This is a genomic window from Pseudomonas sp. TE9122 (assembly GCF_056278925.1).
The window spans coordinates 3,725,097-3,751,164 of sequence record NZ_JBWBQI010000001.1 but is presented as its reverse complement, the minus strand read 5'-3'; the positions used below and the strand labels follow the sequence as shown (position 1 = coordinate 3,751,164).

29 protein-coding genes and 1 pseudogene are annotated in these 26,068 nt (G+C 60.0%); 29 read left to right on the top strand and 1 reads right to left on the bottom strand.

Annotated features, from left to right (window positions below; genetic code table 11):
• Positions 1-34: 34 nt before the first annotated feature.
• The 3 genes from rluC to sppA are packed head-to-tail and all read left to right on the top strand — an operon-like array spanning position 35 to position 2,657.
• The gene (rluC, locus tag ACZ9BE_RS16850) at positions 35-994 is read left to right on the top strand and encodes a 23S rRNA pseudouridine(955/2504/2580) synthase RluC (RefSeq protein ID WP_016770994.1); all 960 of its coding nucleotides are present in this window, start codon (positions 35-37) and stop codon (positions 992-994) included.
• On the top strand, positions 981-1,643 hold the full coding sequence (locus ACZ9BE_RS16845) for an HAD-IA family hydrolase (protein WP_016770993.1): 663 nt from the start codon (positions 981-983) through the stop codon (positions 1,641-1,643). Before rluC ends, ACZ9BE_RS16845 begins: the two co-directional genes overlap by 14 nt.
• 24 nt (positions 1,644-1,667) lie before the next feature.
• Positions 1,668-2,657, top strand: coding sequence for a signal peptide peptidase SppA (gene sppA, locus ACZ9BE_RS16840; protein ID WP_206421736.1), 990 nt, complete (start codon positions 1,668-1,670; stop codon positions 2,655-2,657).
• Positions 2,658-2,742: 85 nt separating this feature from the next.
• Here the strand turns inward: sppA and ACZ9BE_RS16835 are convergent, their stop codons facing one another.
• Positions 2,743-3,321 (bottom strand): Maf family protein, encoded by a 579-nt coding sequence (locus tag ACZ9BE_RS16835; RefSeq protein WP_110645993.1) that lies wholly within the window; start codon positions 3,319-3,321, stop codon positions 2,743-2,745.
• A gap of 105 nt (positions 3,322-3,426) precedes the next feature.
• Here ACZ9BE_RS16835 and ACZ9BE_RS16830 point away from each other — a divergent pair, with 105 nt between their 5' ends.
• The 26 genes and pseudogenes from ACZ9BE_RS16830 (at position 3,427) to ACZ9BE_RS16705 (ending at position 26,057) form a co-directional block, all read left to right on the top strand.
• Positions 3,427-3,954 carry a YceD family protein gene (locus ACZ9BE_RS16830; RefSeq protein ID WP_003204262.1) on the top strand — a complete coding sequence of 176 codons (528 nt, stop codon included), beginning with the start codon at positions 3,427-3,429 and terminating at the stop codon, positions 3,952-3,954.
• Between the two features lie 13 nt (positions 3,955-3,967).
• Entirely contained in the window at positions 3,968-4,150 is a 183-nt protein-coding gene (rpmF, locus tag ACZ9BE_RS16825) for a 50S ribosomal protein L32 (protein ID WP_003179396.1), read from the top strand.
• 4 nt (positions 4,151-4,154) lie between these two features.
• Positions 4,155-5,166, top strand: a pseudogene (plsX, locus tag ACZ9BE_RS16820) (phosphate acyltransferase PlsX).
• 123 nt (positions 5,167-5,289) lie between these two features.
• A complete protein-coding gene (gene fabD / locus ACZ9BE_RS16815; protein WP_056788244.1) occupies positions 5,290-6,228 on the top strand; it encodes an ACP S-malonyltransferase in 939 nt (312 codons plus the stop codon).
• A 16-nt stretch (positions 6,229-6,244) separates the two neighbouring features.
• On the top strand, positions 6,245-6,988 hold the full coding sequence (gene fabG / locus ACZ9BE_RS16810; protein WP_016770989.1) for a 3-oxoacyl-ACP reductase FabG: 744 nt from the start codon (positions 6,245-6,247) through the stop codon (positions 6,986-6,988).
• A gap of 196 nt (positions 6,989-7,184) precedes the next feature.
• Positions 7,185-7,421, top strand: coding sequence for an acyl carrier protein (gene acpP / locus ACZ9BE_RS16805; protein ID WP_003175607.1), 237 nt, complete (start codon positions 7,185-7,187; stop codon positions 7,419-7,421).
• A gap of 108 nt (positions 7,422-7,529) precedes the next feature.
• Positions 7,530-8,774, top strand: a complete 1,245-nt coding sequence (gene fabF, locus ACZ9BE_RS16800; RefSeq protein WP_038860467.1) for a beta-ketoacyl-ACP synthase II — start codon at positions 7,530-7,532, stop codon at positions 8,772-8,774.
• Positions 8,774-9,589, top strand: coding sequence for an aminodeoxychorismate lyase (pabC, locus tag ACZ9BE_RS16795; RefSeq protein WP_056788247.1), 816 nt, complete (start codon positions 8,774-8,776; stop codon positions 9,587-9,589). Before fabF ends, pabC begins: the two co-directional genes overlap by 1 nt.
• Before the next feature lie 3 nt (positions 9,590-9,592).
• Complete coding sequence (gene mltG / locus ACZ9BE_RS16790; RefSeq protein ID WP_460058779.1) at positions 9,593-10,762, top strand: endolytic transglycosylase MltG; 1,170 nt, start codon at positions 9,593-9,595, stop codon at positions 10,760-10,762.
• A 19-nt stretch (positions 10,763-10,781) separates the two neighbouring features.
• Positions 10,782-11,414 (top strand): dTMP kinase, encoded by a 633-nt coding sequence (tmk, locus tag ACZ9BE_RS16785; protein ID WP_056788253.1) that lies wholly within the window; start codon positions 10,782-10,784, stop codon positions 11,412-11,414.
• The gene (locus tag ACZ9BE_RS16780; RefSeq protein WP_476249714.1) at positions 11,407-12,390 is read left to right on the top strand and encodes a DNA polymerase III subunit delta'; all 984 of its coding nucleotides are present in this window, start codon (positions 11,407-11,409) and stop codon (positions 12,388-12,390) included. Before tmk ends, ACZ9BE_RS16780 begins: the two co-directional genes overlap by 8 nt.
• Before the next feature lie 42 nt (positions 12,391-12,432).
• Entirely contained in the window at positions 12,433-12,789 is a 357-nt protein-coding gene (locus ACZ9BE_RS16775) for a PilZ domain-containing protein (protein ID WP_016770983.1), read from the top strand.
• Positions 12,790-12,804: 15 nt separating this feature from the next.
• A complete protein-coding gene (locus ACZ9BE_RS16770; protein WP_095181626.1) occupies positions 12,805-13,596 on the top strand; it encodes a TatD family hydrolase in 792 nt (263 codons plus the stop codon).
• A gap of 351 nt (positions 13,597-13,947) precedes the next feature.
• Entirely contained in the window at positions 13,948-14,586 is a 639-nt protein-coding gene (locus ACZ9BE_RS16765) for a TetR/AcrR family transcriptional regulator (protein ID WP_016770981.1), read from the top strand.
• Between the two features lie 138 nt (positions 14,587-14,724).
• Positions 14,725-15,693, top strand: coding sequence for a GTP 3',8-cyclase MoaA (locus tag ACZ9BE_RS16760; protein ID WP_076563802.1), 969 nt, complete (start codon positions 14,725-14,727; stop codon positions 15,691-15,693).
• A gap of 166 nt (positions 15,694-15,859) precedes the next feature.
• On the top strand, positions 15,860-16,465 hold the full coding sequence (locus ACZ9BE_RS16755; RefSeq protein WP_016770979.1) for a DUF4823 domain-containing protein: 606 nt from the start codon (positions 15,860-15,862) through the stop codon (positions 16,463-16,465).
• A gap of 14 nt (positions 16,466-16,479) precedes the next feature.
• Positions 16,480-17,040 carry a DUF1285 domain-containing protein gene (locus tag ACZ9BE_RS16750; protein WP_041479438.1) on the top strand — a complete coding sequence of 187 codons (561 nt, stop codon included), beginning with the start codon at positions 16,480-16,482 and terminating at the stop codon, positions 17,038-17,040.
• Between the two features lie 192 nt (positions 17,041-17,232).
• Positions 17,233-17,949 (top strand): FadR/GntR family transcriptional regulator, encoded by a 717-nt coding sequence (locus tag ACZ9BE_RS16745; RefSeq protein ID WP_476249713.1) that lies wholly within the window; start codon positions 17,233-17,235, stop codon positions 17,947-17,949.
• A gap of 46 nt (positions 17,950-17,995) precedes the next feature.
• The gene (locus tag ACZ9BE_RS16740; RefSeq protein ID WP_476249712.1) at positions 17,996-18,871 is read left to right on the top strand and encodes an SMP-30/gluconolactonase/LRE family protein; all 876 of its coding nucleotides are present in this window, start codon (positions 17,996-17,998) and stop codon (positions 18,869-18,871) included.
• Between the two features lie 114 nt (positions 18,872-18,985).
• Positions 18,986-19,138: a hypothetical protein gene (locus ACZ9BE_RS16735; protein WP_263217604.1), complete on the top strand. Its 153-nt coding sequence runs from the start codon at positions 18,986-18,988 to the stop codon at positions 19,136-19,138.
• A gap of 3 nt (positions 19,139-19,141) precedes the next feature.
• Positions 19,142-19,960 carry an SDR family oxidoreductase gene (locus ACZ9BE_RS16730; RefSeq protein ID WP_076563800.1) on the top strand — a complete coding sequence of 273 codons (819 nt, stop codon included), beginning with the start codon at positions 19,142-19,144 and terminating at the stop codon, positions 19,958-19,960.
• Between the two features lie 137 nt (positions 19,961-20,097).
• The gene (locus tag ACZ9BE_RS16725) at positions 20,098-21,102 is read left to right on the top strand and encodes a substrate-binding domain-containing protein (RefSeq protein WP_122507582.1); all 1,005 of its coding nucleotides are present in this window, start codon (positions 20,098-20,100) and stop codon (positions 21,100-21,102) included.
• Between the two features lie 53 nt (positions 21,103-21,155).
• Positions 21,156-22,703 (top strand): L-arabinose ABC transporter ATP-binding protein AraG, encoded by a 1,548-nt coding sequence (gene araG / locus ACZ9BE_RS16720; protein ID WP_041479431.1) that lies wholly within the window; start codon positions 21,156-21,158, stop codon positions 22,701-22,703.
• Positions 22,704-22,715: 12 nt separating this feature from the next.
• Entirely contained in the window at positions 22,716-23,684 is a 969-nt protein-coding gene (araH, locus tag ACZ9BE_RS16715; RefSeq protein ID WP_122507882.1) for an L-arabinose ABC transporter permease AraH, read from the top strand.
• Positions 23,685-24,348: 664 nt separating this feature from the next.
• Positions 24,349-25,062: a GntR family transcriptional regulator gene (locus tag ACZ9BE_RS16710; RefSeq protein ID WP_016770970.1), complete on the top strand. Its 714-nt coding sequence runs from the start codon at positions 24,349-24,351 to the stop codon at positions 25,060-25,062.
• Positions 25,059-26,057 (top strand): ADP-ribosylglycohydrolase family protein, encoded by a 999-nt coding sequence (locus tag ACZ9BE_RS16705; RefSeq protein WP_110646001.1) that lies wholly within the window; start codon positions 25,059-25,061, stop codon positions 26,055-26,057. Before ACZ9BE_RS16710 ends, ACZ9BE_RS16705 begins: the two co-directional genes overlap by 4 nt.
• The last annotated feature ends 11 nt before the right edge of the window (positions 26,058-26,068 follow it).

Here is a 26,068-nt window from a genome sequence, read left to right as displayed (position 1 = left end):
CTTCAATTCCATAAAAATTGTTATCATCCGCGGCATGACAACTACTGCCCCTTCGACTCCAGGCGTTCAACTGCTTGAAGTCTCGCCGGAGTATGCCGGCCAACGAATCGACAACTTTCTCCTCGCCCGGCTCAAAGGCGTGCCCAAGACCTTGATTTACCGCATTTTGCGCAAAGGCGAAGTGCGCGTGAACAAAGGTCGGATCAAGCCCGAATACAAGCTGCAGGCCGGCGACATCGTGCGCGTGCCGCCGGTTCGCGTGCCTGAGCGCGACGAACCGGTGCCGCTGGCCCAGGGGCTGTTGCAGCGCCTGGAAGCCTCGATTGTCTTCGAAGACAAGGCCCTGATCGTGATCAACAAGCCCGCCGGCATTGCGGTGCATGGCGGCAGCGGGCTGAATTTCGGCGTGATCGAAGCCTTTCGTCAGTTGCGTCCCGACGCCAAGGAACTGGAGCTGGTTCACCGTCTTGACCGTGACACCTCCGGCCTGCTGATGATCGCCAAGAAGCGCAGCATGTTGCGCCACCTGCACGAGCAGTTGCGCGGCGATGGCGTCGACAAGCGCTACATGGCGCTGGTCCGTGGCAACTGGGCAACCTCGATCAAGCAGGTTCGCGCTCCGCTGCTCAAGAGCAATCTGCGTTCCGGCGAGCGCATGGTCGAAGTCAATGACGAGGGCAAAGAAGCCCTGACGCTGTTCAAGGTGCTGCGCCGCTTCGGTGATTTTGCCACCATGGTCGAAGCTAAACCGGTTACCGGTCGTACCCACCAGATTCGCGTGCACACCTTGCATGCTGGCCATTGCATTGCCGGTGACAGTAAGTATGGCGACGAGGATTTCACCAAGGAAATCCGCGATCTGGGCGGTAAGCGTCTGTTCCTGCACGCTTACATGCTGACGGTGCCGCTGCCCGACGGCGGCAAGCTGAATCTGCAAGCGCCCGTCGATGAAATGTGGGCCAAGACCGTGGAGCGATTGAGTGCGCCCATCTGATTACAAGCTGCTGATTTTCGACTGGGACGGCACCCTCGCCGATTCCATCCATCGGATCGTCGAGGCCATGCACTCGGCGTCCGGGCGTTCCGGTTTCGAGCTGCGCGATGACTTCGCTGTCAAAGGCATCATCGGTCTCGGCTTGCCGGAGGCGATTCGCACGCTGTACCCCGAAATCAGCGACGCAGAAATGCTCGCGTTTCGCGAGTACTACGCCGATCACTACATCGCTGCCGAAGCCGTGCCGTCGCCGCTGTTCGAGGGCGTGGTCGAGTCGATGGCATCGTTTCGCGAGCAGGGTTATCACCTGGCGGTAGCGACGGGCAAGAACCGTCGCGGGCTGGATCGGGTGCTCAAGGCCAATGGCTGGGAAGATTATTTCGATATCACCCGCGCCGCCGATGAAACTGCCAGCAAGCCACACCCTCTGATGCTTGAGCAGATCGTCAGCCACTGCGGCGTACGTCCGGAGCAGGCGTTGATGGTCGGCGATTCGTCGTTCGATCTGCTGATGGCACGCAACGCGGGGATGGATTCGGTGGCGGTCAGTTACGGCGCGCAATCGATCGAGTCCCTGCAACAGTTCGAGCCACGCCTGTCGATCGACCGTTTTTCTGAATTGCACGCCTGGCTGGGTCAGCGGGCTTAATACGTTTTTGCTGGGGTAGATGGCATGACCGACGAATGGAAAGCACCGGCCAAGGCAAGTGCCGACGACGGTGACGCGAAAAGCTGGAAGCTGTTGGAAAAGACTTTGCTGGCCGGCGTGCAGGAACAACGCCGTTCGCGGCGCTGGGGGATTTTCTTCAAGCTGCTGACGTTTGTTTATCTGTTTGTTGCGCTGCTGCTGTTCACGCCGCTGATGGACATGGAAAAAACCGCCACCCGCGGCCCGAACTACACGGCGTTGATCGAGATCGACGGTGTAATCGCCGACAAGGAGCCGGCCAGCGCCGACAATATCGTTGGCAGCCTGCGTGCGGCGTTCGAAGACAAAAAGGTCAAGGGCGTGGTCCTGCGCATCAATAGCCCGGGCGGCAGTCCGGTGCAGTCTGGCTATGTCTATGACGAGATCAAGCGTCTGCGTGGCCTGCATCCGGAGATCAAGCTTTACGCAGTGATTTCCGATCTTGGTGCTTCGGGCGCCTATTACATCGCCAGCGCGGCGGATCAGATCTACGCCGACAAGGCCAGCCTGGTCGGCTCGATCGGCGTGACGGCGGCGGGTTACGGTTTCGTTGGCACCATGGAAAAACTCGGGGTTGAGCGTCGCACCTATACCTCGGGCGAGCACAAGGCATTCCTGGATCCGTTCCAGCCGCAAAAGCCCGAAGAAACCGCATTCTGGCAAAGCGTGCTGGACACCACGCACAAGCAGTTCATCAATAGCGTCAAGCAGGGGCGTGGCGATCGCCTGAAGGACAAAGAGCATCCGGAGCTGTTTTCCGGGCTGGTCTGGTCGGGTGAGCAGGCGCTGCCGCTAGGCTTGATCGATGGCTTGGGCAGTGCCAGTTCGGTGGCGCGTGATGTGATTGGCGAGAAGGAGCTGGTGGACTTCACGGTGCAGGAATCGCCGTTCGATCGCTTCTCGAAAAAGCTCGGCGCCAGCGTGGCCGAGCAGTTGGCGATGTGGATGGGTTTCCACGGGCCTTCGTTGCGGTAATTGTTTCAAGGTCAGAAGATCGCAGGTCAACGGCAGCTCTTGCACAATCGGTGTCGGAGCTGCCGAAGGCTGCGATCTTTTGCTTTTAAGGGATTTGCACACCCTCGACCAACAACATATCGATCAGGCGAATCAGCGGCAGGCCGATCAGGCTGGTGGCATCCGGTCCTTCGGTCGATTGAAACAGGCTCACGCCCAGTCCTTCGGCCTTGAAGCTGCCGGCGCAGTCGTACGGTTGCTCGATGCGCAGGTAGCGTTCGATGCGCGCCTGATCCAGCTGACGCATGTGCACGGTAAACGGCACGCAGTCGACCTGGCATTGCCCGGTCTGGCTGTTGAGCAGCGTCAGGCCAGTCAGGAAGGTTACGCTCGCACCGCTGGCCGCCATCAATTGCTCGCGAGCCTTCTCGAAGGTGTGCGGCTTGCCGATGATCTGTTCGCCGAGGACGGCGACCTGATCCGAGCCAATGATCAGATGAGCAGGGTGGCTGTCCGCCAGGGCGCGGGCTTTTTCCTCAGCGAGGCGTTTGACCAGATCGATCGCGGACTCGCCCGGGCGGTGGCTTTCGTCGATGTCCGGCGAGCTGCAGACGAACGGCAGGTGCAGGCGGGCGAGCAATTCACGGCGATAAGTCGAGCTTGAAGCGAGTAATAAAGGCAGCATGGACGTCTCCTGAGGCAGGTGCGGATTCTAGCGGAGGCGCGCAAGTGACGGACAGGGCACAATTTCCTTTGACATGGGTGGGTGCATCCCTATAATGCTGCGCCTATGTTGAATGACCCGATTCCACCTCACGTTGACCCGCGCAAATTGGCTGACCGTGGCACCACCCTTCAAGGTGAACTGCTGCTGGCCGATTTGAAGAGACTCTGCGACCCGCTTTCCGACGATGTCGGTACGGTGCAGGCCAAATTCGTTTTTGAACGAGATGAACGTAAGTCTGTGGTCATCCACAGCTTTATCGACACCGAAGTCAAAATGGTTTGCCAGCGTTGTCTTGAGCTGGTCACCCTGCCGATCCACAGCGAATGCAGTTACGCGGTGGTGAAGGAGGGTGCGAATACCCAGTCGTTGCCGAAAGGTTATGACGTGCTGGAACTGGGCGAAGATCCATTGGATCTGCAGTCACTGATCGAGGAGGAGCTTCTGCTCGCCTTGCCCATTGTGCCTGCTCATCATCCGGAAGAATGCCAGCAGCCGGCGGGAGCAGATGAGCCCGAACCGAGCGAGGACGAGGTAACGCGGTCCAACCCGTTCAGTGTATTGGCGCAGTTAAAGCGTGACCCAAACGTTTAGGAGTTAATCAATTATGGCTGTTCAGCAGAACAAAAAATCCCGCTCTGCCCGTGACATGCGCCGTTCGCACGACGCTCTCGAGGCTAGCACCCTGTCTGTAGAAAAAACCACTGGTGAAGTTCACCTGCGTCACCACGTATCGCCAGAAGGCGTTTACCGTGGCCGTAAAGTGATCGACAAGGGCGCTGACGAGTAATCACTTGTCTGCTCAAGTCATCGCGATTGACGCAATGGGCGGGGACTTCGGTCCCCGCAGCATTGTTCAGGCCAGTCTCGCTTGCCTGTCTGCTACACCCTCGCTGCACCTGACCCTCGTCGGTCAACCCTCCCTTCTTGAAGAACTGATCCACGGCCAGTCGGCTGCCGATCGCGCGCGCCTGACGATTGTCGCGGCGAGCGAAGTCATCACCATGGACGAAAAACCCGCCCAAGCCCTGCGTGGCAAGCCGGATTCGTCGATGCGTGTAGCCCCTTGAACTGCTGCGCGATGGCAAGGTGCAGGCCTGTGTCAGTGCCGGCAATACGGGTGCGTTGATGGCCTTGTCGCGATTCGTGCTGAAGACATTGCCCGGCATTGATCGGCCGGCCATGGTCGCGGCGATTCCGACGCAGACCGGTTATTGCCAGCTGCTCGATCTGGGCGCCAACGTCGATTGCAGTGCCGAGCACCTGTTGCAGTTTGCGGTGATGGGCTCGGTCGCTGCGCAGACCCTGGGTATCGCCCGTCCGCGTGTGGCACTGCTGAACATCGGCACTGAAGACATCAAGGGCAATCAGCAGGTCAAACTGGCCGCCACGTTGTTGCAGGCTGCGCGCGGGATCAACTACATCGGTTTTATCGAGGGCGACGGCTTGTATCGCGGCGAGGCCGATGTGGTGGTGTGTGACGGCTTCGTCGGCAACATCCTGCTCAAGTCCAGCGAAGGTCTGGCGACGATGATTGCTGCGCGGATCGAGGCTTTGTTCAAGAAAAACTTCGCTTCGCGCGCTGTCGGCGTTCTCGCGCTGCCGTTGATGAAGCGTCTGCAGGCCGACCTGGCCCCGGCGCGGCATAATGGCGCAAGCTTTCTCGGCTTGCAGGGCATCGTCGTGAAAAGCCACGGATCGGCCGGGGTACAGGGCTTTCAGAGTGCCATTCAACGGGCGCTGATCGAGATTCAAGAGAACCTCCCCGAGCGTCTCCACGGTCGTCTGGAGGAGCTGTTGTCTTAGGCGTTTTCGTCGGACAATGCTTAAATGTGACCGCCCGGTTCAAAGGGCCATCCAAACTGTCAGTTTCTGGCGTCCCCAACGGGGCGTTATTTTCCGACGACAAGATCATTAGGGGCTTGTTACATGTCTGCTTCCCTCGCATTCGTCTTTCCAGGACAGGGTTCGCAGTCCCTCGGCATGCTGGCCGAGCTGGGCGCGCAACATCCGCTGATCCTCGAAACCTTTCAAGAAGCCTCTGCTGCGCTGGGCTACGACCTGTGGGCGCTGACCCAGCAGGGCCCGGAAGAGCTGCTCAATCAAACCGACAAAACCCAACCAGCCATTCTGACCGCTTCGATCGCCCTGTGGCGTCTGTGGCTGGCCGAAGGCGGCGCGCGTCCGGCGTTCGTCGCCGGCCATAGCCTGGGTGAATACAGCGCGCTGGTTGCTGCCGGCAGCCTGACCCTGGCTGACGCGGTCAAGCTCGTCGAGCGCCGTGGCCAGTTGATGCAGGAAGCGGTGCCGGCCGGGCAGGGCGGCATGGCTGCGATCCTCGGTCTGGAAGATGCCGACGTGCTGGCTGCCTGCGCCGAAGCGGCGCAAGGCGAAGTCGTCAGCGCAGTGAATTTCAACTCGCCGGGCCAAGTGGTGATCGCCGGTGCCAAGGCAGCCGTCGAGCGCGCCATCGAAGGCTGCAAGGCCCGTGGTGCCAAACGCGCCATGCCGTTGCCGGTGAGCGTGCCGTCGCACTGCGAGCTGATGCGTCCGGCTGCCGAGCGCTTCGCTGAATCCATCGCCGCCATCGACTGGCAGGCGCCGCAGATCCCGGTGGTGCAGAACGTCAGCGCACAAGTGCCAGCCGATCTGGAAACCCTCAAGCGCGATCTGCTCGAACAGCTCTACAAGCCAGTGCGCTGGGTTGAATCGGTGCAGACTTTGGCCGCCAAGGGCGCGACCAATCTGGTCGAATGCGGCCCGGGCAAAGTCCTCGCTGGCCTGAACAAACGTTGCGCCGAAGGCGTTTCGACTTCCAATCTCAATACCCCAGATGCCTTCGCTGCCGCTCGCGCAGCGCAGGCCTGAATCAGGAGAAACTTGCATGAGTCTGCAAGGTAAAGTTGCACTGGTTACCGGTGCAAGCCGCGGCATCGGCCAGGCCATCGCGCTGGAACTGGGTCGTCAGGGCGCCATCGTTGTCGGCACCGCGACCTCCGCGTCGGGCGCCGAGCGCATTGCCGCGACCCTGAAGGAGAACGGTATTCAGGGCGCCGGTTTCGAACTCAATGTCACCAGCGACGAATCGGTCAGCGCCGTGCTGGCAGGCATTCAGGAGCAGTTCGGTGCGCCGGTGGCGATTCTGGTCAATAATGCCGGTATCACCCGCGATAACCTGATGATGCGCATGAAAGACGACGAGTGGTACGACGTGATCGATACCAACCTGAACAGTCTGTATCGCCTGTCCAAGGGCGTTCTGCGCGGCATGACCAAGGCGCGCTGGGGTCGAATTATCAGTATTGGCTCGGTGGTGGGTGCCATGGGCAACGCTGGCCAAGTAAACTATGCAGCCGCCAAGGCCGGTCTGGAAGGTTTCAGCCGGGCGATGGCGCGTGAAGTCGGTTCGCGTTCGATTACGGTCAACTCGGTAACCCCAGGGTTCATCGACACCGATATGACCCGCGAGCTGCCTGAAGCACAGCGTGAAGCCTTGCAGACGCAGATTCCGCTGGGTCGTCTGGGGCAAGCTCAAGAGATCGCGTCCGTGGTCGCTTTTCTTGCATCCGACGGTGCGGCATACGTTACCGGGGCTACAATCCCGGTGAACGGTGGGATGTACATGTAAGTAAAATGTGACGGATTGCTTCAAAAAAATGTCATACGAGCTGTCTAAAATCCGTTATAAAGCTGCAATCTATTTATAGGCAGAGGGCCGCAGGGTTTGAGGAGTGAAGCTTTCAGTTGAAAAACTGAAAAGGCTTTCTATACACTTACCCACTGGCCAGCTGCCTGAATTTGTCCATTAGGAGTGAAAACAAGGTATGAGCACCATCGAAGAGCGCGTCAAGAAAATCGTTGCCGAGCAACTGGGTGTTAAAGAAGAAGAAGTGGTCAACACCGCTTCCTTCGTAGAAGACCTGGGTGCCGACTCCCTTGACACCGTTGAGCTGGTGATGGCTCTGGAAGAGGAATTCGAGACCGAAATCCCTGACGAAGAAGCTGAAAAGATCACTACTGTACAAGCTGCAATCGACTACGTTACCAGCCACCAGGCGTAATAGTTTGTAATCGTTGCTTGCTGTCATGGAAAAACCGCACTGCCATCATGGCGTGCGGTTTTTTCTTTAGGCCTGATGCAAAGTCGTCATTTGAAAAAGGAGAGTGCTGTGTCGCGTAGACGCGTCGTAGTCACCGGTATGGGTATGTTGTCGCCACTGGGCACGGATGTGCCGAGCAGTTGGCAGGGCATTCTGGCTGGCCGCAGTGGCATTGGTCTGATCGAACACACCGACCTTTCTGCCTATTCGACCCGCTTCGGCGGTTCGGTCAAGGGCTTCAATGTCGAGGAATACCTGTCGGTCAAGGAAGCGCGCAAGCTCGACCTGTTCATTCAGTACGGCCTCGCCGCAGGCTTTCAAGCCGTGCGCAACGCCGGTCTGGAAGTCACCGATGCCAACCGTGAACGCATTGGCGTGGCCATGGGTTCGGGTATCGGCGGTCTGACCAACATCGAAGAAACCAGCCGCACCCTGCACGAGACCGGTCCGCGACGGATCTCGCCGTTCTTTGTGCCTGGCTCGATCATCAATATGATTTCCGGCTTCCTGTCGATCCATCTCGGCGCACAGGGACCCAACTACGCCATCGCCACCGCGTGCACCACCGGTACGCACTGCATTGGCATGGCCGCGCGCAACATCATGTACGACGAAGCCGACGTGATGATTGCCGGCGGTGCGGAAATGGCTGCCTGCGGTCTGGGCATGGGCGGCTTCGGCGCATCCCGTGCGCTGTCGACCCGCAACGACGAGCCAACCCGCGCCAGCCGTCCGTGGGACAAGGGCCGTGATGGCTTCGTCCTGTCCGACGGCGCCGGTGCTCTGGTTCTCGAAGAGCTCGAACACGCCAAGGCCCGTGGCGCCACGATCTACGCCGAGCTGATCGGTTTCGGCACCAGTGGCGATGCGTTCCACATGACCTCGCCACCCGCCGACGGCGCCGGTGCCGCGCGCTGCATCACCAATGCCCTGCGCGACGCGAAGATCAATGTCGATCAAGTGCAGTACATCAACGCCCACGGCACCTCGACCCCGGCCGGCGACCTTGCCGAAGCCAATGCGATCAAGTCTGTGTTCGGCGATCACGCCTACAAGCTGGCCGTCAGCTCGACCAAGTCGATGACTGGCCACCTGTTGGGTGCGGCGGGCGCGGTCGAAGCGATTTTCAGCGTGCTGGCGATCAACAGCCAGGTGGCACCGCCGACCATCAACCTTGATGAACCGGACGAAGGCTGCGATCTCGATTTCGTTGCGCACACCGCGCGCAACATGGACATCGATGTCGTGCTGTCCAACTCCTTCGGTTTTGGCGGCACCAACGGCACTCTGGCGTTTCGCCGGTTCGCCGGCTGATGGACAGCTGGGTCGACGGTCAACCGGCTGACGTGCTGTCGCTGAAAGATCGCGGCCTGGCTTACGGCGATGGTCTGTTCGAGACCATTGCCGTGCGCAGTGCTCGGCCGATCCTGCTGGATCGGCACCTGACGCGCCTGGCTGATGGCTGCGCGCGTCTGGCCATTGCGACCGATCTCGAGCTGGTTCGCCATGAGCTGCTCAGCTATGCCGCTGCGATGGGCGAGGGCGTGCTCAAGCTTATCCTCACTCGGGGTGACGGCTTGCGTGGTTATGCGCCCGATCCTGCGGCGCAGGGCCGACGCATCCTGCAAGGCAATCCGCCGGCAGCGTATCCCGCTGCCCATGCCGAGCACGGCATCCGCCTGTTTCCCTGCAACACGCGTTTATCTACGCAGCCTTTGTTGGCCGGGCTCAAACATCTGAATCGACTGGAACAGGTGCTCGCCCGCGCCGAATGGCAGGACAGCGAGCATGCCGAAGGCTTGATGCTCGATCAGGCCGGGCGCGTCGTCGAAGGTGTGTACAGCAATATTTTCCTGGTGCGCGACGGTGGCTTGATCACGCCCGACTTGAAGCGCTGCGGCGTCGCAGGTGTGATGCGCGCGGAAATATTGTTTCAGGCCGAGTCGCTGGCCATCCCCACGCAAATCGCCGATATCAGCCTCGAACAGCTGCAATGGGCTGATGAAGTGTTTGTCTGCAACAGCGTTTATGGCGTCTGGCCGGTACGCGCCTGTGCTGCACTGAGCTGGCCGGTTGGCCCGCTCACCCGTAAACTGCAAACCATTGCCCGCGCGCTACTGGATGCTTGATTCGTGAGACGTAAACTTTTGCTGCTGCTGGAAACCGGACTGGTTCTGGCAGGGCTGCTGTTGGGCGCCAGCGCCTGGAAAATTCATTCGGCGCTGGAACAGCCCCTGAACATCCCGCAGGAACAACTGCTGGATGTGCCGAAAGGCTCTACACCGACCCGTACCTTCCTTGAACTCGAAACCGATGGCGTCATCAAGGACGCGTTCTGGCTGCGCGTCTACTGGCGCTTCAATCTCGCCGGCACACCGATTCACAGCGGCGAATACCGCATGCAGCCGGGCATGACCGTCAACGGTCTGATCGACTCGTGGAAGCGTGGCGACGTGGTTCAGTACAGCCTGACCCTGGTCGAAGGCTGGACTTTTCATCAAGTGCGCGCCGCTCTGGCCAAGGATGACAAGCTCGAGCAGACCCTCAATGGCCTGAGCGACAGCGACGTGATGGCGAAGATCGGCCACAAAGGCTTGTTCCCGGAAGGTCGGTTTTTCCCGGATACCTATCGCTTCGTGCGCGGCATGTCCGATGCCGAGCTGCTGAAAAAGGCCTTTGATCGTCTCGATGAAGTGCTCGCCAAAGAGTGGGCGCAGCGTTCTGCCGATGTGCCTTACAGCGAACCTTATCAAGCGCTGATCATGGCCTCGCTGGTCGAGAAAGAGACCGGCGTTCCGCAGGAGCGCGGGCAGATTGCCGGCGTCTTTGTACGGCGCATGGCGCTGGGCATGCAGTTGCAGACCGATCCAACGGTGATTTATGGCCTCGGTGATCGCTACACCGGCAAACTGACCCGCGCACATTTGAAAGAGCCGACGCCTTACAACACCTACGTGATTCCAGGCTTGCCGCCAACGCCGATTGCGATGGTCGGGCGCGAGGCGATTCATGCTGCGCTCAACCCGGTGGAGGGCAGCAGCCTGTATTTCGTCGCCCGTGGCGATGGCAGCCATGTGTTCTCCGATGATCTGGATGCGCACAACAACGCAGTGCGTGAATACCAGCTCAAGCGCCGCGCCGATTACCGTTCCAGCCCGGCACCAGTAACCGCGCCGGCCACCGATGAGGCGACTCCGGCGGCCTCGCCGAACACCGCGCCCGAGGCGCTGCCGCAAGTGCCGCCGCAAGAACCTGCGCCAGCCCTGGAACCGGACGCCGCTGCACCACAGAACGCGCAATGACTTTGATGAAGGACTGCCTGTGACTGGCTTGTTTATTACCCTGGAAGGCCCGGAAGGCGCGGGCAAGAGCACCAATCGCGAATACCTCGCCGAGCGCCTGCGCGCCGCCGGTATCGAAGTGCTGCTCACCCGTGAGCCCGGCGGTACACCGCTGGCCGAACGGATTCGTGATGTCCTGCTGACCCCGGCCGACGAAGTGATGCACCCGGACGCCGAGCTGTTGCTGATGTTCGCCGCGCGCGCCCAGCATCTGGCCGAGGTGATTCGCCCGGCGCTGGCCCGTGGCGCTGTGGTGCTGTGTGATCGTTTCACCGACTCGACATACGCCTATCAGGGCGGCGGTCGTGGTTTGTCACTGGAGCGCATTGCTACGCTGGAAACTTTTGTGCAGGGCGACTTGCGGCCCGATCTGACCTTGATTTTCGACCTGCCCGTTGAAATCGGCCTGGCCCGCGCCAGTGCCCGTGGTCGCCTGGACCGTTTCGAACTCGAAGGCCGGGCGTTTTTCGAGAACGTGCGCAATGCGTTCCTGAAACGCGCCGAAGCCGACCCGTCGCGCTACGTGCGCATCGATGCCGGTCAGCCATTGGCCAAGGTCCAGCAATCGCTGGACACCTTGCTACCGAATTTGCTGGAGCTGGCCCGTGGCTGAGGCCTATCCATGGCAGGACAGCCTCTGGCGGCAACTGGCCGGACGCAGTCAGCATGCCCACGCGTATCTGCTGCACGGTCCGGCCGGGATCGGCAAGCGTGCGCTGGCCGAACGCCTGATGGCGAGCCTGCTGTGCCAGCGTCCGACGCCTGAGGCGTGCGGCGAGTGCAAATCCTGCTTGCTGCTCAAGGCCGGCAGTCATCCGGACAATTACATCCTGGAGCCGGAAGAGGCGGACAAGGCGATCAAGGTCGATCAGGTTCGTGATCTGGTCAGTTTCGTCGTGCAGACCGCGCAGCTCGGCGGGCGCAAAGTGGTGTTGATCGAGCCGGTCGAGTCGATGAACATCAACGCTGCCAACGCCTTGCTCAAAAGCCTTGAAGAGCCGTCCGGCGATACCGTGCTGCTATTGGTCAGCCATCAGCCGAGCCGTTTGTTGCCAACCATCAAGAGCCGTTGCGTGCAGCAGGCCTGCCCGCTGCCGGGCGAGGCGATGAGCCTGCAATGGCTGGCCCAGGCGCTGCCGGATTGCGCGGAGGAAGAGCGCGTCGAACTGCTGACCCTCGCCGCCGGGTCGCCGCTGATGGCGGTCAGCCTGCAATCGCAAGGTGTGCGTGAACAACGTGCACAAGTGGTCGAAGGCGTGAAGAAGCTGCTCAAGGGACAACAATCGCCGACGCAACTGGCGGAAGAGTGGAAAAGCATTCCGATGCTGCGTCTGTTCGACTGGTTCTGCGACTGGTCGAGCCTGATCTTGCGCTATCAACTGACTCAGGACGAAGCCGGCCTCGGCCTGGCCGATATGCGCAAGGTCGTGCAGTACCTGGCCCAGAAAAGCCCGCAGGGTAAAGTGCTGGATATTCAAGACTGGATTCTCGCCCAGCGACAGAAAGTGCTGAGCAAGGCCAACCTCAATCCGGCCCTGTTGCTGGAAGCATTGTTGGTGCAATGGGTGGGATTGCCTGGTCAAAGATAAGAATGTGTACCTAGACTCTGAAGATCAGCAGTGGAGGTGAACATGATTGAACCTGTCAGCCCGGGGCCGCGTAACGGCATCTTGTCCCTGACCATCAAGGACAAGTCGGTGCTCTACGCCGCCTACATGCCGTTCATCAAGAATGGCGGACTGTTCATCCCGACCAACAAAAGCTACCGGTTGGGCGACGAGGTGTTCATGCTGTTGCACCTGATGGATGAAGCGGAAAAAATTCCGGTCGCCGGCAAAGTCGCCTGGATCACCCCCAAAGGCGCACAAGGCAATCGCGCCGCCGGTGTCGGTGTGCAATTCAACGACGGCGACGACACCGCGCGCAGTCGCATCGAAACTCATCTGGCCGGAGCGCTGAAATCCGACCGTCCCACTCATACGATGTAAGTTGCAGTCCTTTTTATGCTCGTAGATTCCCATTGTCACCTTGATCGTCTCGACCTCGCCGCCCATGACGGCTCGCTGGATGCCGCACTCGCTGCGGCCCGCGAGCGTGGGGTGGGACATTTTCTGTGCATCGGCGTCAGCGCTGACAACGCCGCCGACGTCAAAGCCCTCGCCGAGCGTTATGACGACGTCGATTGCTCGGTCGGCGTGCATCCGCTGGATGTGCAGCCGGGCGCCGCACCGGCGCTGGACTGGCTGCTGCACGAACTCGATCACCCGAAAGTGGTGGCGATCGGCGAAACCGGTCTCGACTATCACTACGAGCCGGAAGCTGCCGAGTTGCAGCAGGAGTCGTTTCGCCTGCATCTGCAAGCGGCGCAGCACACCGGCAAGCCGGTGATCATCCACACTCGCGGCGCCCGTGCCGACACCCTCGAACTGCTGCGCGAAGCGGCGCTGCCCCAGGCCGGTGTGTTGCATTGCTTCACCGAGGACTGGGACATGGCCAAAGCGGCGCTGGACATGGGTTATTACATTTCCCTGTCGGGCATCGTCACGTTCCGCAATGCCGACGCTCTGCGCGATGTGGCGAGCAAAGTGCCGGCCGATCGCCTGCTGGTGGAAACCGATTCGCCGTATCTGGCGCCGATTCCGTATCGCGGCAAGCCGAACCTGCCGCAGTACGTGCGCGAAGTCGCGGAGTTTCTGGCGATGCTGCGTGGTGAGAACTACGAGCGCTTTGCCGAGCAGACCACGGAAAACTTCAAGCGCTTGTTCCCGCTGGCGAGTGTTAAATCTGCCGTATGACCGCAGGCCAAATCGCAGGCAAAAAAAACCCGGGTTCTGGGGGGTGAATCCGGGTTAAGACCATTAGGAGTAAAACAAAGGCACGCGGTCCGTTGGTACCTTTACCGGCACGACACTTGGGGGAGATGTCGCCCGACAGTTCAAGTATTGATCAGTCTGGCGTGCAGTCCAGTGAGCGGGTCGGGGTTTTTAAACAAATTTGGAATACGTTTGCTTCAGTTGAGTTCTCATTGCACCCGATTCGTTCTCGAAATGAACAAGAAACACAGATTTGGTCGATGAACCGTGCTTTTTTGCGCAAGTTAGGCATAATACGCGGCTTCGAATTTTGACCCTTCAGACCTTTTTCTTATGCATAAAGAACCTCGTAAGGTCCGTGAATTTCGTCGCCGCGAGCAGGAAATTCTCGATACCGCGCTCAAGCTGTTCCTCGACCAGGGTGAAGACAGTGTCACCGTCGAGATGATTGCTGATGCCGTGGGTATCGGCAAAGGCACGATCTACAAGCACTTCAAATCCAAGGCCGAGATCTACTTGCGCCTGATGCTCGATTACGAGCGCGATCTGAACGAGCTGCTGCATTCGGCCGATGTCGACAAGGACAAGGAAGCGCTGTCCCGCGCCTACTTCGAATTCCGCATGCGCGACCCGCAGCGCTATCGCCTGTTCGACCGTCTCGAAGAGAAAGTGGTCAAGGGCAATCAGGTGCCGGAGATGGTCGAGGAACTGCACAAGATCCGTGCCTCGAACTTCGAACGCCTGACCCTGCTGATCAAGGGTCGCATCAGCGAAGGCAAGCTCGAAGACGTGCCGCCGTACTTCCACTACTGCGCATCCTGGGCGTTGGTACACGGCGCGGTGGCGCTGTATCACTCGCCGTTCTGGAGCAACGTGCTGGAAGATCAGGAAGGCTTCTTCCAGTTCCTGATGGACATCGGCGTGCGCATGGGCAACAAGCGCAAGCGCGACCCGGAAACGCCGAGCACATAAGTCATTCAGCGGGCTGATTGCGCCGTGTTTTCACAACATGGCGCAATAGCACAGGAATATACTCAGGCATAGGGCTTGCTAAAACCTGATTTCTCAGTCAAGTTTTGCTCGCTCGATTTTCTTTCGCCGGAGTGTTTCATGATCGTTGACCGTCAAGGCAGGCGTTTTCGCAATCTGCGCATCAGCCTGACCTCTGCCTGCAATTACGCCTGTACCTACTGCGTGCCCAACGGCAAGCGGTTGGTCGCTGCGCAGGATGAGCTGTCGGCCGAAGCCATGGCGCGCGGCGTCGAATACCTGATCGAAGCGGCCGGCATCGAGCGCCTGCGCATCACTGGCGGCGAGCCACTGGTCAGCCCCAAACTCGAATCGTTCATGACTGCCGTCGGCCAGATGGGCCTCGACGACATCAGCCTGACCACCAATGGTCAACTCCTCGCGAAAAAACTGCCGCTGCTGGTCGATGCCGGTCTGCGTCGAATCAACGTTTCCCTCGATACTCTTGATGCCGCTGCTTTTCGCAGCATCGCTCGTGGCGGCGATCTGGCCAGCGTGCTCGATGGCATGGATCAGGCTGCCGCCGCCGGGATGAAGATCAAGGTCAACATGGTGCCGTTGCGCGGGCAGAACCTCGATCAGGTCATGCCGCTGCTTGATTACTGTCTGGAGCGCGGCTTCGAACTGCGCTTCATCGAGCTGATGCGCATGGGCCACCTGGCCAAGGATTCCAATGCCTTCCTGCAGCAGTTCGTCAGCCTTGAGCAGTTGCTCGGCCTGATCGGCGAACGTTATGAATACGCCCAGACCGACGCACCGGTGGACGCCACGGCTGTGCGCTATGCGATTCCCGGTCGCGGCAATTTCGGAGTAATCGCCAACGAAAGCGTGCCGTTCTGCCGCACTTGTTCGCGCTTGCGCCTGTCGTCGACCGGTTGGCTGCATGGCTGTTTGTCGTCGAGCAACCGCCACTATGTCGGCGATCTGCTCGACAAGCCGCGCCACCAGGCGTTGCCGGCGCTGCAACGTTTGCTGGTCAAGGCGTTGGGTGACAAGCAGGAGGTGGCGTTCTCTGGCGGCGCTACTGTCATGAAGATTATTGGCGGTTGAACAACGGCCTTCGCGAGCAGGCTCGCTCCCACATTTGGAATGCATTTCAATTGTGGGAGCGAGCCTGCTCGCGAATGCCTCTATCACTGAATTTGCCGAGCTGGCGCAAAAGCTGCATCCAACGGCCATTCGCCGGTTTTCCGACACCGGCTTCTGGAGGAATAGGATGCGTAGCCTGGTTTTGCTGCTGGCCGTTTTGGCGCTTGGTGGCTGCATGAATGTCAGCGATATGGCCGAAGGTACTCGTTATCACATGAGCGATGCGGGGCTTCTGGACCACAGTGACAGCCGCCGGGTGAACAATCTCCGCATTCAGCCGGACTCGTTCATCTTCATCGCCCAGGGCGCGTTCGCGCCACCGGGTGGTTCCTATCCACGGCCGAACGTGGTCGCCGAAGAAGCCTTCAAGGGCTTTGTCGAATACTTCCCGATGGTCCGCCGCGCCCGTGCGCCGGAAGGCCTCGACCAGGCCATGGGTGAAGCCCGTGATGCCGGCGCGCATTATCTGCTCTACACACGATTCGCCAAGGCAGACGACCGCATCGGCAACTCCGATGAGTGGCTGGACCAGGAAGCCGTGGATCGCCTCGGTATCGATGGCGGCGTGATTCAGATCATGTTGATCGAGACCAGCACCCAGTATTTGATTGATACTGCACGGATCAAGAGTCGTGGCGGTTTACTGACGTTCCATGATTCCAAACCCGAAGACCTCATCGGTCCGCCGCTGGCGCAATACGCACGCAGCCTGCTGGGGATCGGCGACCAGTAATCAAGGAGTACGCCATGAGTGACCCGCAAACAGCCAATGACCTGCTGGGGCAGATCCCCAAGACCAAAGGCCTGCCACCGGTGCATTTGTGGAACCCGGATTTCTGCGGCGACATCGACATGCGCATTGCCCGTGACGGCACCTGGTACTACCTGGGTACGCCGATCGGGCGCAAGCCGATGGTCAAACTGTTCTCCACCATCATCCGCCGCGACGGCGATGATTATTTCCTGATCACCCCGGTCGAGAAGGTCGGGATCAAGGTCGATGACGCGCCGTTCGTGGCGGTTGCCGTTGACGTGCAAGGCGAGGGCGAGGCGCAGGTTTTGCGCTTTACCACCAATGTCGAGGAAACCACCGAAGCGGGGACTGAGCATCCGCTGCGTGTCGAGATCGATCCTGAGACTCAGGAGCCTGCGCCCTATGTGCATGTGCGCAGCAACCTTGAAGCGCTGATTCACCGCAATGTGTTTTACCAGTTGGTGGAACTGGCGGTGAGCCGCGAGATCGATGGTCAGCGCTGGTTGGGCGTGTGGAGCGGCGGCGAGTTCTTTCGCATCGGCCTGGAACCCTGACACAACATCAAAATGTGGGAGCGAGCCTGCTCGCGAATGCGCTGTATAAGTCGCCAGCAATGTTGACTGACACGACGCTTTCGCGAGCAGGCTCGCTCCCACAATGGTTTGCGCAAGCTGAAAAAATCCGATTGACTGTTATTCGTATGATGATTAGCGTAGGTACCCATCGCGATTCGCCTTGAGGTGTACATGTCCAGCAGCTTTCATGCGTCGACCGTTGACTGGCTGGGCAGTTGGATTGCTGCCGGTCAGGTCAAGCCGGGGCAGACCATCAAGGTCGAGGCGGATCTGGGCGAGCAGCTTGGTGTCAGCCGTACGGTGATTCGCGAAGCAATCAAAACCCTCGTCGCCAAAGGCATGCTCGAAGTCGGTCCGAAAGTCGGCACGCGGGTGTTGCCGGTACGGCGCTGGAATCTGTTCGATCCGCAAGTGGTCGGTTGGCTATCGCGCAACGGCTTGCCGGAAAACTTCGTCGATGATCTGCTGGATTTGCGCCGCACCATCGAGCCGATGGCGGTGCGCTGGGCCTGTGAGCGCGCAACGCCGGAGCAGATCGAAGCGGTGCAACTGGCTTTCAATGCACTGGAACGTGCGGTCGACAGTGGCATCGACTACAACCGTGCCGACCAGGCCTTCCACGAATGCATCCTGGCCGCCAGCCATAATCAGTTCATCGAACAAATGGTCCCGGCCCTCGGCGCGTTGCTGGCGGTGTCGTTCGAAGTCTCCGCCGCCGACCCCGATGAATTGCGCCGCACCTTGCCGATCCATAAAGACATGGCCGATGCCATCTCCGCGCGCGATTCGACCCGTGGCGTGTGGGCGTGCATGACCTTGATCGACAACGCCGACCTGGCGATAAAACGCTTTTACCCGAAAGTCATGGCGGACCGCAAAGCCAGCTGAAACCCAGCCCCCTGTATGAAAACAACAAGAACATGAAGGATTCCAGATGACCTGCACCGCCCTGACCCAACACCGCGCGCAACTCGGCGAAGGCCCGTTCTGGGATGCGCCGACCCAGGCGTTGTACTGGGTCGATATCGCCGGTAAACAAGCGTTGCGCCTGATCGGTCAGAACGTGCAGATCTGGCAGATGCCCGAGCACATCTCCGCCTTCATTCCTTGCGCCAGCGGCGATGCGCTGGTCACGCTGAGCAGCGGTGTCTATCGACTGGATCTCGATTCGCCCGGCCTCGAGCCACGCTTGACGTTGTTCTGCGTCGCCGACCCGCAACCGGGCAACCGCCCCAACGAAGCCCGTTGCGATGCCTTGGGCCGGTTGTGGTTGGGCACCATGCAGAACAACATCGGCGAGCACGGCGAGGATCTGCCGCTGGTGCGCCGTTCCGGTGGCCTGTTCCGCATTGACCCCGATCAGCGCGTCACACCGCTGCTGCTCGGCCTGGGCATCCCCAACACCCTGCTGTGGAGTGACGACGGCACCACGCTGTTGTTTGGTGAAAGCCTCGACAGCACGCTCAATCGATATTTCATCCGCACCGACGGCAGTCTTGATGCGCCGCAGGTGTTTTACTCGTCCGATCAACACGGTGGTCCCGATGGCTCGGCGATGGACGCCGAAGGCTACGTGTGGAATGCACGCTGGGGCGGCGGTTGCCTGTTGCGCCTGACGCCGGACGGGCAGGTCGAGCGCAAAATCGATTTGCCGGTCAGTCGCCCGACCAGTTGCGTGTTCGGTGGCGAAGACTTGAAAAGCTTATTCATCACCAGCGCCAAGAGTCCACTGAGTCATCCATTGGATGGCGCCGTGCTGAGCATGCGCGTCGACGTTGCAGGAAAACTCTGTACGCGTTTTGCTGGTTAAATCCCAAAATATGGGATGCAAAATTATATATTGAGATTATTTGGCGGTCGGGTTTATAGTCGGCTCCAGCAGTAACACGCACTCACACTTAAAAAGAACAAAACAGGTGAAGTGATGCAGCGAATTCTTCTCGCCCGCGCAAGCGGGATCCGCCTTTCGTCACGGCTCAATGCCGGCGGCGACGCTTGCCTGTTTGTTTTCCCCAGCCGTCAGAACCGGACATCGACCGATGCCCGGTTTTTTTGCGCCTGCGTGCAGGAGGCCTGAGCCATGGCTGAAGCGCTGACATTGCCGGCAGTGCCGGCGCCGCCGAAAGGCGAGCGCCTGAAAAACAAGGTCGTGCTGTTGACCGGGGCCGCTCAGGGCATCGGCGAAGCCATCGTCGCCGCCTTCGCCTCGCAGCAAGCCAGATTACTCATCAGCGACATCCAGGCCGACAAGGTCGAGCAGGTCGCCGCTCACTGGCGCGATCAGGGCCATGACGTGCAGGCGCTCAAGGTCGACGTATCGAATCAGCAGGATCTGCATGCCCTGGCCCGACGCGCGGTGGAATTGCATGGCCGCATCGATGTGTTGGTCAACTGTGCCGGGGTCAATGTGTTCCGCGATCCTTTACAGATGACCGAAGAAGACTGGCGCCGCTGCTTCGCCATCGATCTGGACGGCGCCTGGTATGGCTGCAAAGCGGTGCTGCCGCAGATGATCGAACAGGGCGTGGGCAGCATCATCAACATCGCCTCGACCCATTCCAGCCACATCATTCCCGGCTGCTTTCCGTACCCGGTGGCCAAGCACGGCTTGCTCGGCCTGACCCGCGCACTCGGCATCGAATACGCGGCCAAGGGCATTCGCGTTAACGCCATCGCGCCGGGCTACATCGAAACGCAACTGAACGTCGATTACTGGAATGGCTTTGCCGATCCGCACGCTGAACGGCAGCGCGCCTTCGACCTGCATCCGCCCAAGCGCATCGGCCAGCCGATCGAAGTGGCAATGACGGCGGTGTTTCTGGCCAGCGATGAGGCACCGTTTATCAACGCCTCGTGCATCACCATCGATGGTGGTCGTTCGGTGATGTACCACGACTGAACAAAACGAATTTCCAGCGCTGAACTACGCTTGAAATCCAATCATCATACGATATGACTATTTTCAACCAGCTTCACTGAGAACATGCTTCAACGCTTTTCAAACCTTGCTCAAAAAAAATAACAAGGAGTCATCTGATGAAACGTCGTTTCGGGATTCGTACCCTGTGCAGCACTGCCCTGGCGGTCACTGCGTTCAGCCTGAGCAGTGCGCTGCTCGCCGCCGACGCGGTGAAGATCGGTTTTCTGGTCAAGCAGGCCGAAGAACCGTGGTTCCAGACCGAATGGGCTTTTGCCGAAAAAGCCGCCAAGGACAAAGGCTTTGAACTGATCAAGATCGCCGTGCCGGATGGCGAGAAGACCCTCTCGGCCATCGATAGTCTGGCCGCCAACGGCGCCAAGGGCTTCGTGATCTGCCCGCCGGACGTGTCCCTCGGCCCGGCCATCATGGCCAAAGCCAAGATCAATGACTTGAAAGTGATTGCCGTCGACGACCGTTTTGTCGATGCCAGCGGCAAGTTCATGGAAGACGTGCCGTACCTGGGCATGGCCGCGTTTGAAGTCGGCCAGAAGCAGGGCGCCGCCATGGCTGCCGAAGCGAAGAAGCGTAACTGGGACTGGAAAGACACCTACGCGGTGGTCAACACCTACAACGAACTCGACACCGGCAAGAAGCGCACCGACGGTTCGGTCGATGCCCTGAAGAAGGCCGGCATGCCTGAGGACCACATCCTCTTCGCCGCGCTGAAAACCCTCGACGTACCGGGCAGCATGGACGCCACCAACTCGGCGCTGGTGAAACTGCCGAGCGCGGCGAAAAACCTGATCATCGGCGGCATGAACGACAACACCGTGCTCGGCGGCGTGCGCGCTACCGAAGCGGCAGGCTTTGCCGCTAGCAACGTGATCGGCATCGGCATCAACGGCACCGACGCCATCGGCGAATTGAAAAAGCCTAACAGCGGCTTCTTCGGTTCGATGCTGCCAAGCCCGCACATCGAAGGCTACAAGACCGCCGAGATGATGTACGAGTGGATCACCGCCGGCAAAGAGCCGCCGAAGTACACCGCCATGGATGACGTCACCCTCATCACCCGCGAAAACTTCAAGCAAGAGCTGGAAAAAATCGGCTTGTGGAACTGAGGCAGCGACGGCCCGGGCAGCCGGGCCGTTTTTCGGTGTGAAGAGGTGGCTTTATGCACGCGCAAGTACAGACACAAGAACAACACGGCGCCAGCGGCAGCCTGCGCTTCAACGGGATCGGCAAGACCTTTCCCGGCGTGAAAGCGCTCGACGGCATCAGCTTCGTCGCCCACCCCGGCCAGGTTCATGCCTTGATGGGCGAGAACGGCGCGGGCAAATCGACCCTGCTGAAAATCCTCGGTGGCGCCTACATTCCGAGCAGCGGCGAGCTGCAGATCGGCGAGCAGGCGATGGCGTTCAAGTCAACCGCTGACAGCATCGGCAGCGGCGTCGCGGTGATTCACCAGGAACTGCATCTGGTCCCGGAAATGACCGTGGCCGAGAACCTGTTTCTCGGGCATCTGCCGGCGAGTTTCGGCCTGATCAATCGCAGTGAGCTGCGCCAGAAAGCCTTGAATTGCCTGAAAGGCCTGGCCGACGAAATCGATCCGCAAACCAAGGTCGGACGCTTGTCGCTGGGGCAGCGGCAGTTGGTGGAAATCGCCAAAGCGCTGTCGCGCGGCGCCCACGTTATCGCTTTCGACGAACCGACCAGTAGTCTCTCGGCACGCGAGATCGACCGCTTGATGGCGATCATCGGTCGTCTGCGCGACGAAGGCAAAGTGGTGCTCTACGTGTCCCACCGCATGGAAGAAGTCTTCCGTATCTGCGACGCCGTCACCGTGTTCAAGGACGGCCGCTACGTGCGTACCTTCGACGACATGAGCCAGTTGACCCACGATCAACTGGTGACCTGCATGGTCGGCCGCGACATTCAGGACATCTACGATTACCGCCATCGCCCGCGCGGTGCCGTGGCGTTGAAGGTCGATGGTTTGCTCGGCCCGGGCCTGCGTGAGCCGATCAGTTTCGAAGCGCACAAGGGCGAAATCCTTGGCCTGTTCGGGCTGGTCGGGGCAGGGCGCACCGAGCTGTTTCGCCTGCTCAGCGGCCTGGAGCGCAACACCGCTGGCCGTCTCGAACTGCGCGGCCATGAGCTGAAACTGCGCTCGCCGCGTGACGCGATCGCCGCCGGCATTTTGCTCTGCCCGGAAGACCGCAAGAAGGAAGGCATCATCCCGTTGGCCAGCGTTGCCGAGAACATCAACATCAGTGCCCGCGGTGCGCATTCCGGGCTCGGCTGCCTGATTCGCGGCCTGTGGGAAAAGGGCAACGCCGACAAGCAGATCAAGGCCCTGAAAGTGAAAACCCCGCACGCCGGCCAGCAGATCAAGTTCCTTTCCGGCGGCAATCAGCAGAAGGCCATTCTCGGCCGCTGGCTGTCGATGCCGATGAAAGTCCTGCTGCTCGACGAACCGACCCGTGGCATCGATATCGGCGCCAAGGCCGAGATCTACCAGATCATTCATAACCTCGCCGCCGACGGTATTTCGGTGATCGTGGTGTCCAGCGATCTGATGGAAGTGATGGGCATTTCCGACCGCATCCTGGTGCTGTGCGAAGGCGCCCTGCGCGGCGAAGTCAGCCGCGACCAGGCCAATGAATCCAACCTGCTGCAACTGGCTTTGCCACGCCACCGCGCTGACGGCGTGGCGAACTGAGAGGTGACTATGATGACTACGCAAAACGAAACCCTGCCGACCGAGCGCAAACCGCTGGACATGCGGCGCTTCCTCGATGACTGGGTCATGCTGCTGGCGGCGATCGGCATCTTTGTCGCCTGCACACTGCTGATCGACAACTTCCTCTCGCCGCTGAACATGCGTGGCCTGGGCCTGGCGATTTCCACCACCGGCATCGCCGCGTGCACCATGCTTTATTGCCTGGCATCCGGACACTTCGACCTCTCGGTCGGCTCAGTGATCGCCTGTGCCGGCGTGGTCGCGGCAGTGGTAATGCGTGACACCAACAGTGTATTTCTCGGGGTCAGCGCGGCGTTGGTGATGGGCCTGATCGTCGGGCTGATCAACGGCATCGTGATTGCCAAGTTGCGCGTCAATGCCTTGATCACGACGCTGGCGACCATGCAGATCGTTCGCGGTCTGGCCTACATTTTTGCCAACGGCAAAGCGGTCGGTGTTTCGCAGGAATCGTTCTTTGTTTTCGGCAATGGCCAACTGTTCGGTGTGCCGGTGCCGATCCTGATCACTATTGTCTGCTTCCTGTTCTTCGGCTGGCTGCTGAACTACACCACCTACGGGCGCAACACCATGGCCATCGGTGGCAACCAGGAAGCGGCGCTGCTGGCGGGTGTTAACGTCGACCGGACCAAGATCATCATCTTCGCCGTGCATGGTTTGATCGGTGCGCTGGCGGGTGTGATTCTGGCCTCGCGGATGACTTCCGGGCAGCCGATGATTGGTCAGGGTTTTGAACTGACAGTGATCTCGGCTTGCGTGCTGGGCGGAGTTTCGTTGAGTGGTGGCATCGGCATGATTCGCCACGTGATTGCCGGGGTGTTGATTCTGGCGATCATCGAGAATGCGATGAACCTGAAGAACATCGATACGTTTTATCAGTATGTGATTCGTGGTTCGATTCTGTTGCTGGCCGTGGTCATTGACCGCTTGAAACAACGGTAACGTCAAAAGCTACCCCTCACCCCAGCCCTCTCCCAAAGGGAGAGGGGGCTGACCGAGGTGTCTTGCGTTCTACATCGACCTGAAATATCGGGTCGATTGTGGATTCTCTAAAGCAACATCATTTCGGCGCATTTCCTGAGCACTCCCCAATCAGTTCCCTCTCCCAAAGGGAGTGGGGGCCGACCGAGGTGTCTTGCGTTCTACATCGACCTGAAATATCGGGTCGATTGTGGATTCGCTAAAGCAACATCAGTTCGGCGCATTTCCTGAGCACTCCCCAATCAGTTCCCTCTCCCAAAGGGAGTGGGGGCCGACCGAGGTGTCTTGCGTTGTACATCGACCTGAAAGATCGGGTCGATTGTGGATTCGCTAAAGCAACATCAGTTCGGCGCATTTCCTGAGCACTCCCCAATCAGTTCCCTCTCCCAAAGGGAGAGGGGGCCGACCGAGGTGTCTTGCGTTGTACATCGACCTGAAAGATCGGGTCGATTGTGGATTCGCTAAGCAACATCATTTCGGCGCATTTCCTGAGCACTCCCCAATCAGTTCCCTCTCCCTCCGGGAGAGGGCTAGGGTGAGGGGCTCTTGATTTTGCTCTCTCCACCGGTCACCTCCCTCAAATTTTTGTTGCCCGCCACGCCCCGTTTCGGTTATCAATTTGTACATGATTAGACAGGTACGATTCGACAAGAAACAACGGGTGGTCGACGAGCTCGTCCGACGCATCGAAAGCGGCCTCATGGAGGACGGCTTTCTGTTGCCCGGCGAACATCAGTTGGCTCAAGAATTCCAGGTCAGCCGTGGCACCTTGCGTGAGGCGCTGGCCGAACTGAAGCGGCGTAATTACATCGCCACGCAGAGCGGTGTCGGCTCCATCGTCACTTTCGACGGTGTCGCGCTGGATCAGCGCAGCGGCTGGGCGCAGGCGTTGGCAGACAGCGGGGCGCTGATCAATACCGAAGTGTTGCGCCTCGAAGCGGTGACTCGCCCGGATCTGCTGGTGCGTTTCGGCACTGATCAATTCATCACCCTCGACCGTCGCCGGCGCGCCACCGACGGTACGCTGGTGTCTCTGGAACGATCCTTGATGCCGGCCAACGGCGGCCTGGAAAGCCTGCCTCGCGTCGGTTTGATCGACAATTCCCTGACCATCACCCTGGCCGCCTACGGCTACATCGGCGAGCGCGGCGATCAATGGATCGGCGCCGAGCCGCTGAATGCCGAAGACGCCGAGCTGCTCGGCCGTCCGGTCGGCACGGTGTTTCTCAAAGCCCTGCGCACCACCTACGACCGGCAGAACCGTTTCATGGAACAGGTCGAAAGCCTGCTCGACCCGGTGCACTTTCGTCTGCACCTGCAATTCGGAGAATCGAAATGACCGCGCTCAACCGTGCGCTTGGCGCTTTCTATGGTCTGGCCTTGGGCGATGCGCTGGGCATGCCGACGCAATCGCTCGATCGTGAAACGATCAAGGCGCGCTTCGGCCAGATCACTGATTTGCAGGACGCAGGCCCACTGCAACCTATCGCCGCGAACATGCCCAAAGGCTCGATTACCGATGACACCGAGCAGGCGATCCTGGTCGGCGAGTTATTGGTCGAAGGTCACGGTCGCATCGAGCCAGCGGTCCTCGCCCAGCGCTTGATCGAGTGGGAAGCCGAGATGCAGGCCAAAGGCTCGCAGGACTTGCTCGGCCCGTCGACCAAGCGCGCCATTGAAATGATCCTCGCCGGGCATTCGCCGGAAGAAGCCGGGCGCTACGGCACCACCAATGGCGCGGCGATGCGCATTACCCCGGTGGGCATTGCCGCGAACGTGGCCGATCCGCAGCGCTTCATTGCGGCGGTCGTGCAGGCTTGCCAAGTGACGCATAACACCACGCTGGGAATTTCCAGTGCGGCGGCGGTGGCGGCGGTGGTCTCTGCTGGCATCAATGACGTCGATCTCGGCGAGGCGCTGAACCTCGGCCAGCAGATCGCCCAGCAAGCCGAAGCCCACGGGCATTGGGTCGCTGGCGGGCGCATCGCCTCGCGCATCAGTTGGGCACGCAGTATCAGCGTCGACAGTGACAAAGCACTGCTCGCCGATCTGCTCTACGACGTAATCGGCACATCGGTGGCTTCGCAGGAGTCGGTGGTGGTTTCATTCGCCCTGGCCCAGCAAGTGGCCATCGGCGAGATGACGGCATTCGAAGCGTTGTGCATGGCTGCCAGCCTGGGCGGCGACACGGATACCATCGCTGCGATTCTCGGCGCCATGCTCGGCGCTTGCCTGGGCCTTGAGTGCTGGCCGCAGCCGATGATCGAGACGGTGAAAGCTGTTAATCATCTCGAGCTTGAGCCGTTGGTGCAGGGGCTGTTGGCCTTGCGTTGACTGGCTGGCCT

Bases quoted from the DNA above. Each gene is read 5' to 3' on its own strand.
- ACZ9BE_RS16770 (WP_095181626.1), top strand. From the start codon at position 12,805: ATGCTCGTAGATTCCCATTGTCACCTTGATCGTCTCGACCTCGCCGCC.
- ACZ9BE_RS16745 (WP_476249713.1), top strand. From the start codon at position 17,233: ATGTCCAGCAGCTTTCATGCGTCGACCGTTGACTGGCTGGGCAGTTGG.
- ACZ9BE_RS16710 (WP_016770970.1), top strand. From the start codon at position 24,349: ATGATTAGACAGGTACGATTCGACAAGAAACAACGGGTGGTCGACGAG.
- sppA (WP_206421736.1), top strand. From the start codon at position 1,668: ATGACCGACGAATGGAAAGCACCGGCCAAGGCAAGTGCCGACGACGGT.
- ACZ9BE_RS16830 (WP_003204262.1), top strand. From the start codon at position 3,427: ATGTTGAATGACCCGATTCCACCTCACGTTGACCCGCGCAAATTGGCT.
- ACZ9BE_RS16740 (WP_476249712.1), top strand. From the start codon at position 17,996: ATGACCTGCACCGCCCTGACCCAACACCGCGCGCAACTCGGCGAAGGC.
- fabD (WP_056788244.1), top strand. From the start codon at position 5,290: ATGTCTGCTTCCCTCGCATTCGTCTTTCCAGGACAGGGTTCGCAGTCC.
- ACZ9BE_RS16755 (WP_016770979.1), top strand. From the start codon at position 15,860: ATGCGTAGCCTGGTTTTGCTGCTGGCCGTTTTGGCGCTTGGTGGCTGC.
- fabG (WP_016770989.1), top strand. From the start codon at position 6,245: ATGAGTCTGCAAGGTAAAGTTGCACTGGTTACCGGTGCAAGCCGCGGC.
- ACZ9BE_RS16835 (WP_110645993.1), bottom strand. From the start codon at position 3,321: ATGCTGCCTTTATTACTCGCTTCAAGCTCGACTTATCGCCGTGAATTG.
- rpmF (WP_003179396.1), top strand. From the start codon at position 3,968: ATGGCTGTTCAGCAGAACAAAAAATCCCGCTCTGCCCGTGACATGCGC.
- ACZ9BE_RS16760 (WP_076563802.1), top strand. From the start codon at position 14,725: ATGATCGTTGACCGTCAAGGCAGGCGTTTTCGCAATCTGCGCATCAGC.
- ACZ9BE_RS16750 (WP_041479438.1), top strand. From the start codon at position 16,480: ATGAGTGACCCGCAAACAGCCAATGACCTGCTGGGGCAGATCCCCAAG.
- pabC (WP_056788247.1), top strand. From the start codon at position 8,774: ATGGACAGCTGGGTCGACGGTCAACCGGCTGACGTGCTGTCGCTGAAA.
- ACZ9BE_RS16775 (WP_016770983.1), top strand. From the start codon at position 12,433: ATGATTGAACCTGTCAGCCCGGGGCCGCGTAACGGCATCTTGTCCCTG.
- araH (WP_122507882.1), top strand. From the start codon at position 22,716: ATGACTACGCAAAACGAAACCCTGCCGACCGAGCGCAAACCGCTGGAC.
- ACZ9BE_RS16735 (WP_263217604.1), top strand. From the start codon at position 18,986: ATGCAGCGAATTCTTCTCGCCCGCGCAAGCGGGATCCGCCTTTCGTCA.
- ACZ9BE_RS16705 (WP_110646001.1), top strand. From the start codon at position 25,059: ATGACCGCGCTCAACCGTGCGCTTGGCGCTTTCTATGGTCTGGCCTTG.
- ACZ9BE_RS16765 (WP_016770981.1), top strand. From the start codon at position 13,948: ATGCATAAAGAACCTCGTAAGGTCCGTGAATTTCGTCGCCGCGAGCAG.
- rluC (WP_016770994.1), top strand. From the start codon at position 35: ATGACAACTACTGCCCCTTCGACTCCAGGCGTTCAACTGCTTGAAGTC.
- ACZ9BE_RS16730 (WP_076563800.1), top strand. From the start codon at position 19,142: ATGGCTGAAGCGCTGACATTGCCGGCAGTGCCGGCGCCGCCGAAAGGC.
- araG (WP_041479431.1), top strand. From the start codon at position 21,156: ATGCACGCGCAAGTACAGACACAAGAACAACACGGCGCCAGCGGCAGC.
- ACZ9BE_RS16725 (WP_122507582.1), top strand. From the start codon at position 20,098: ATGAAACGTCGTTTCGGGATTCGTACCCTGTGCAGCACTGCCCTGGCG.
- acpP (WP_003175607.1), top strand. From the start codon at position 7,185: ATGAGCACCATCGAAGAGCGCGTCAAGAAAATCGTTGCCGAGCAACTG.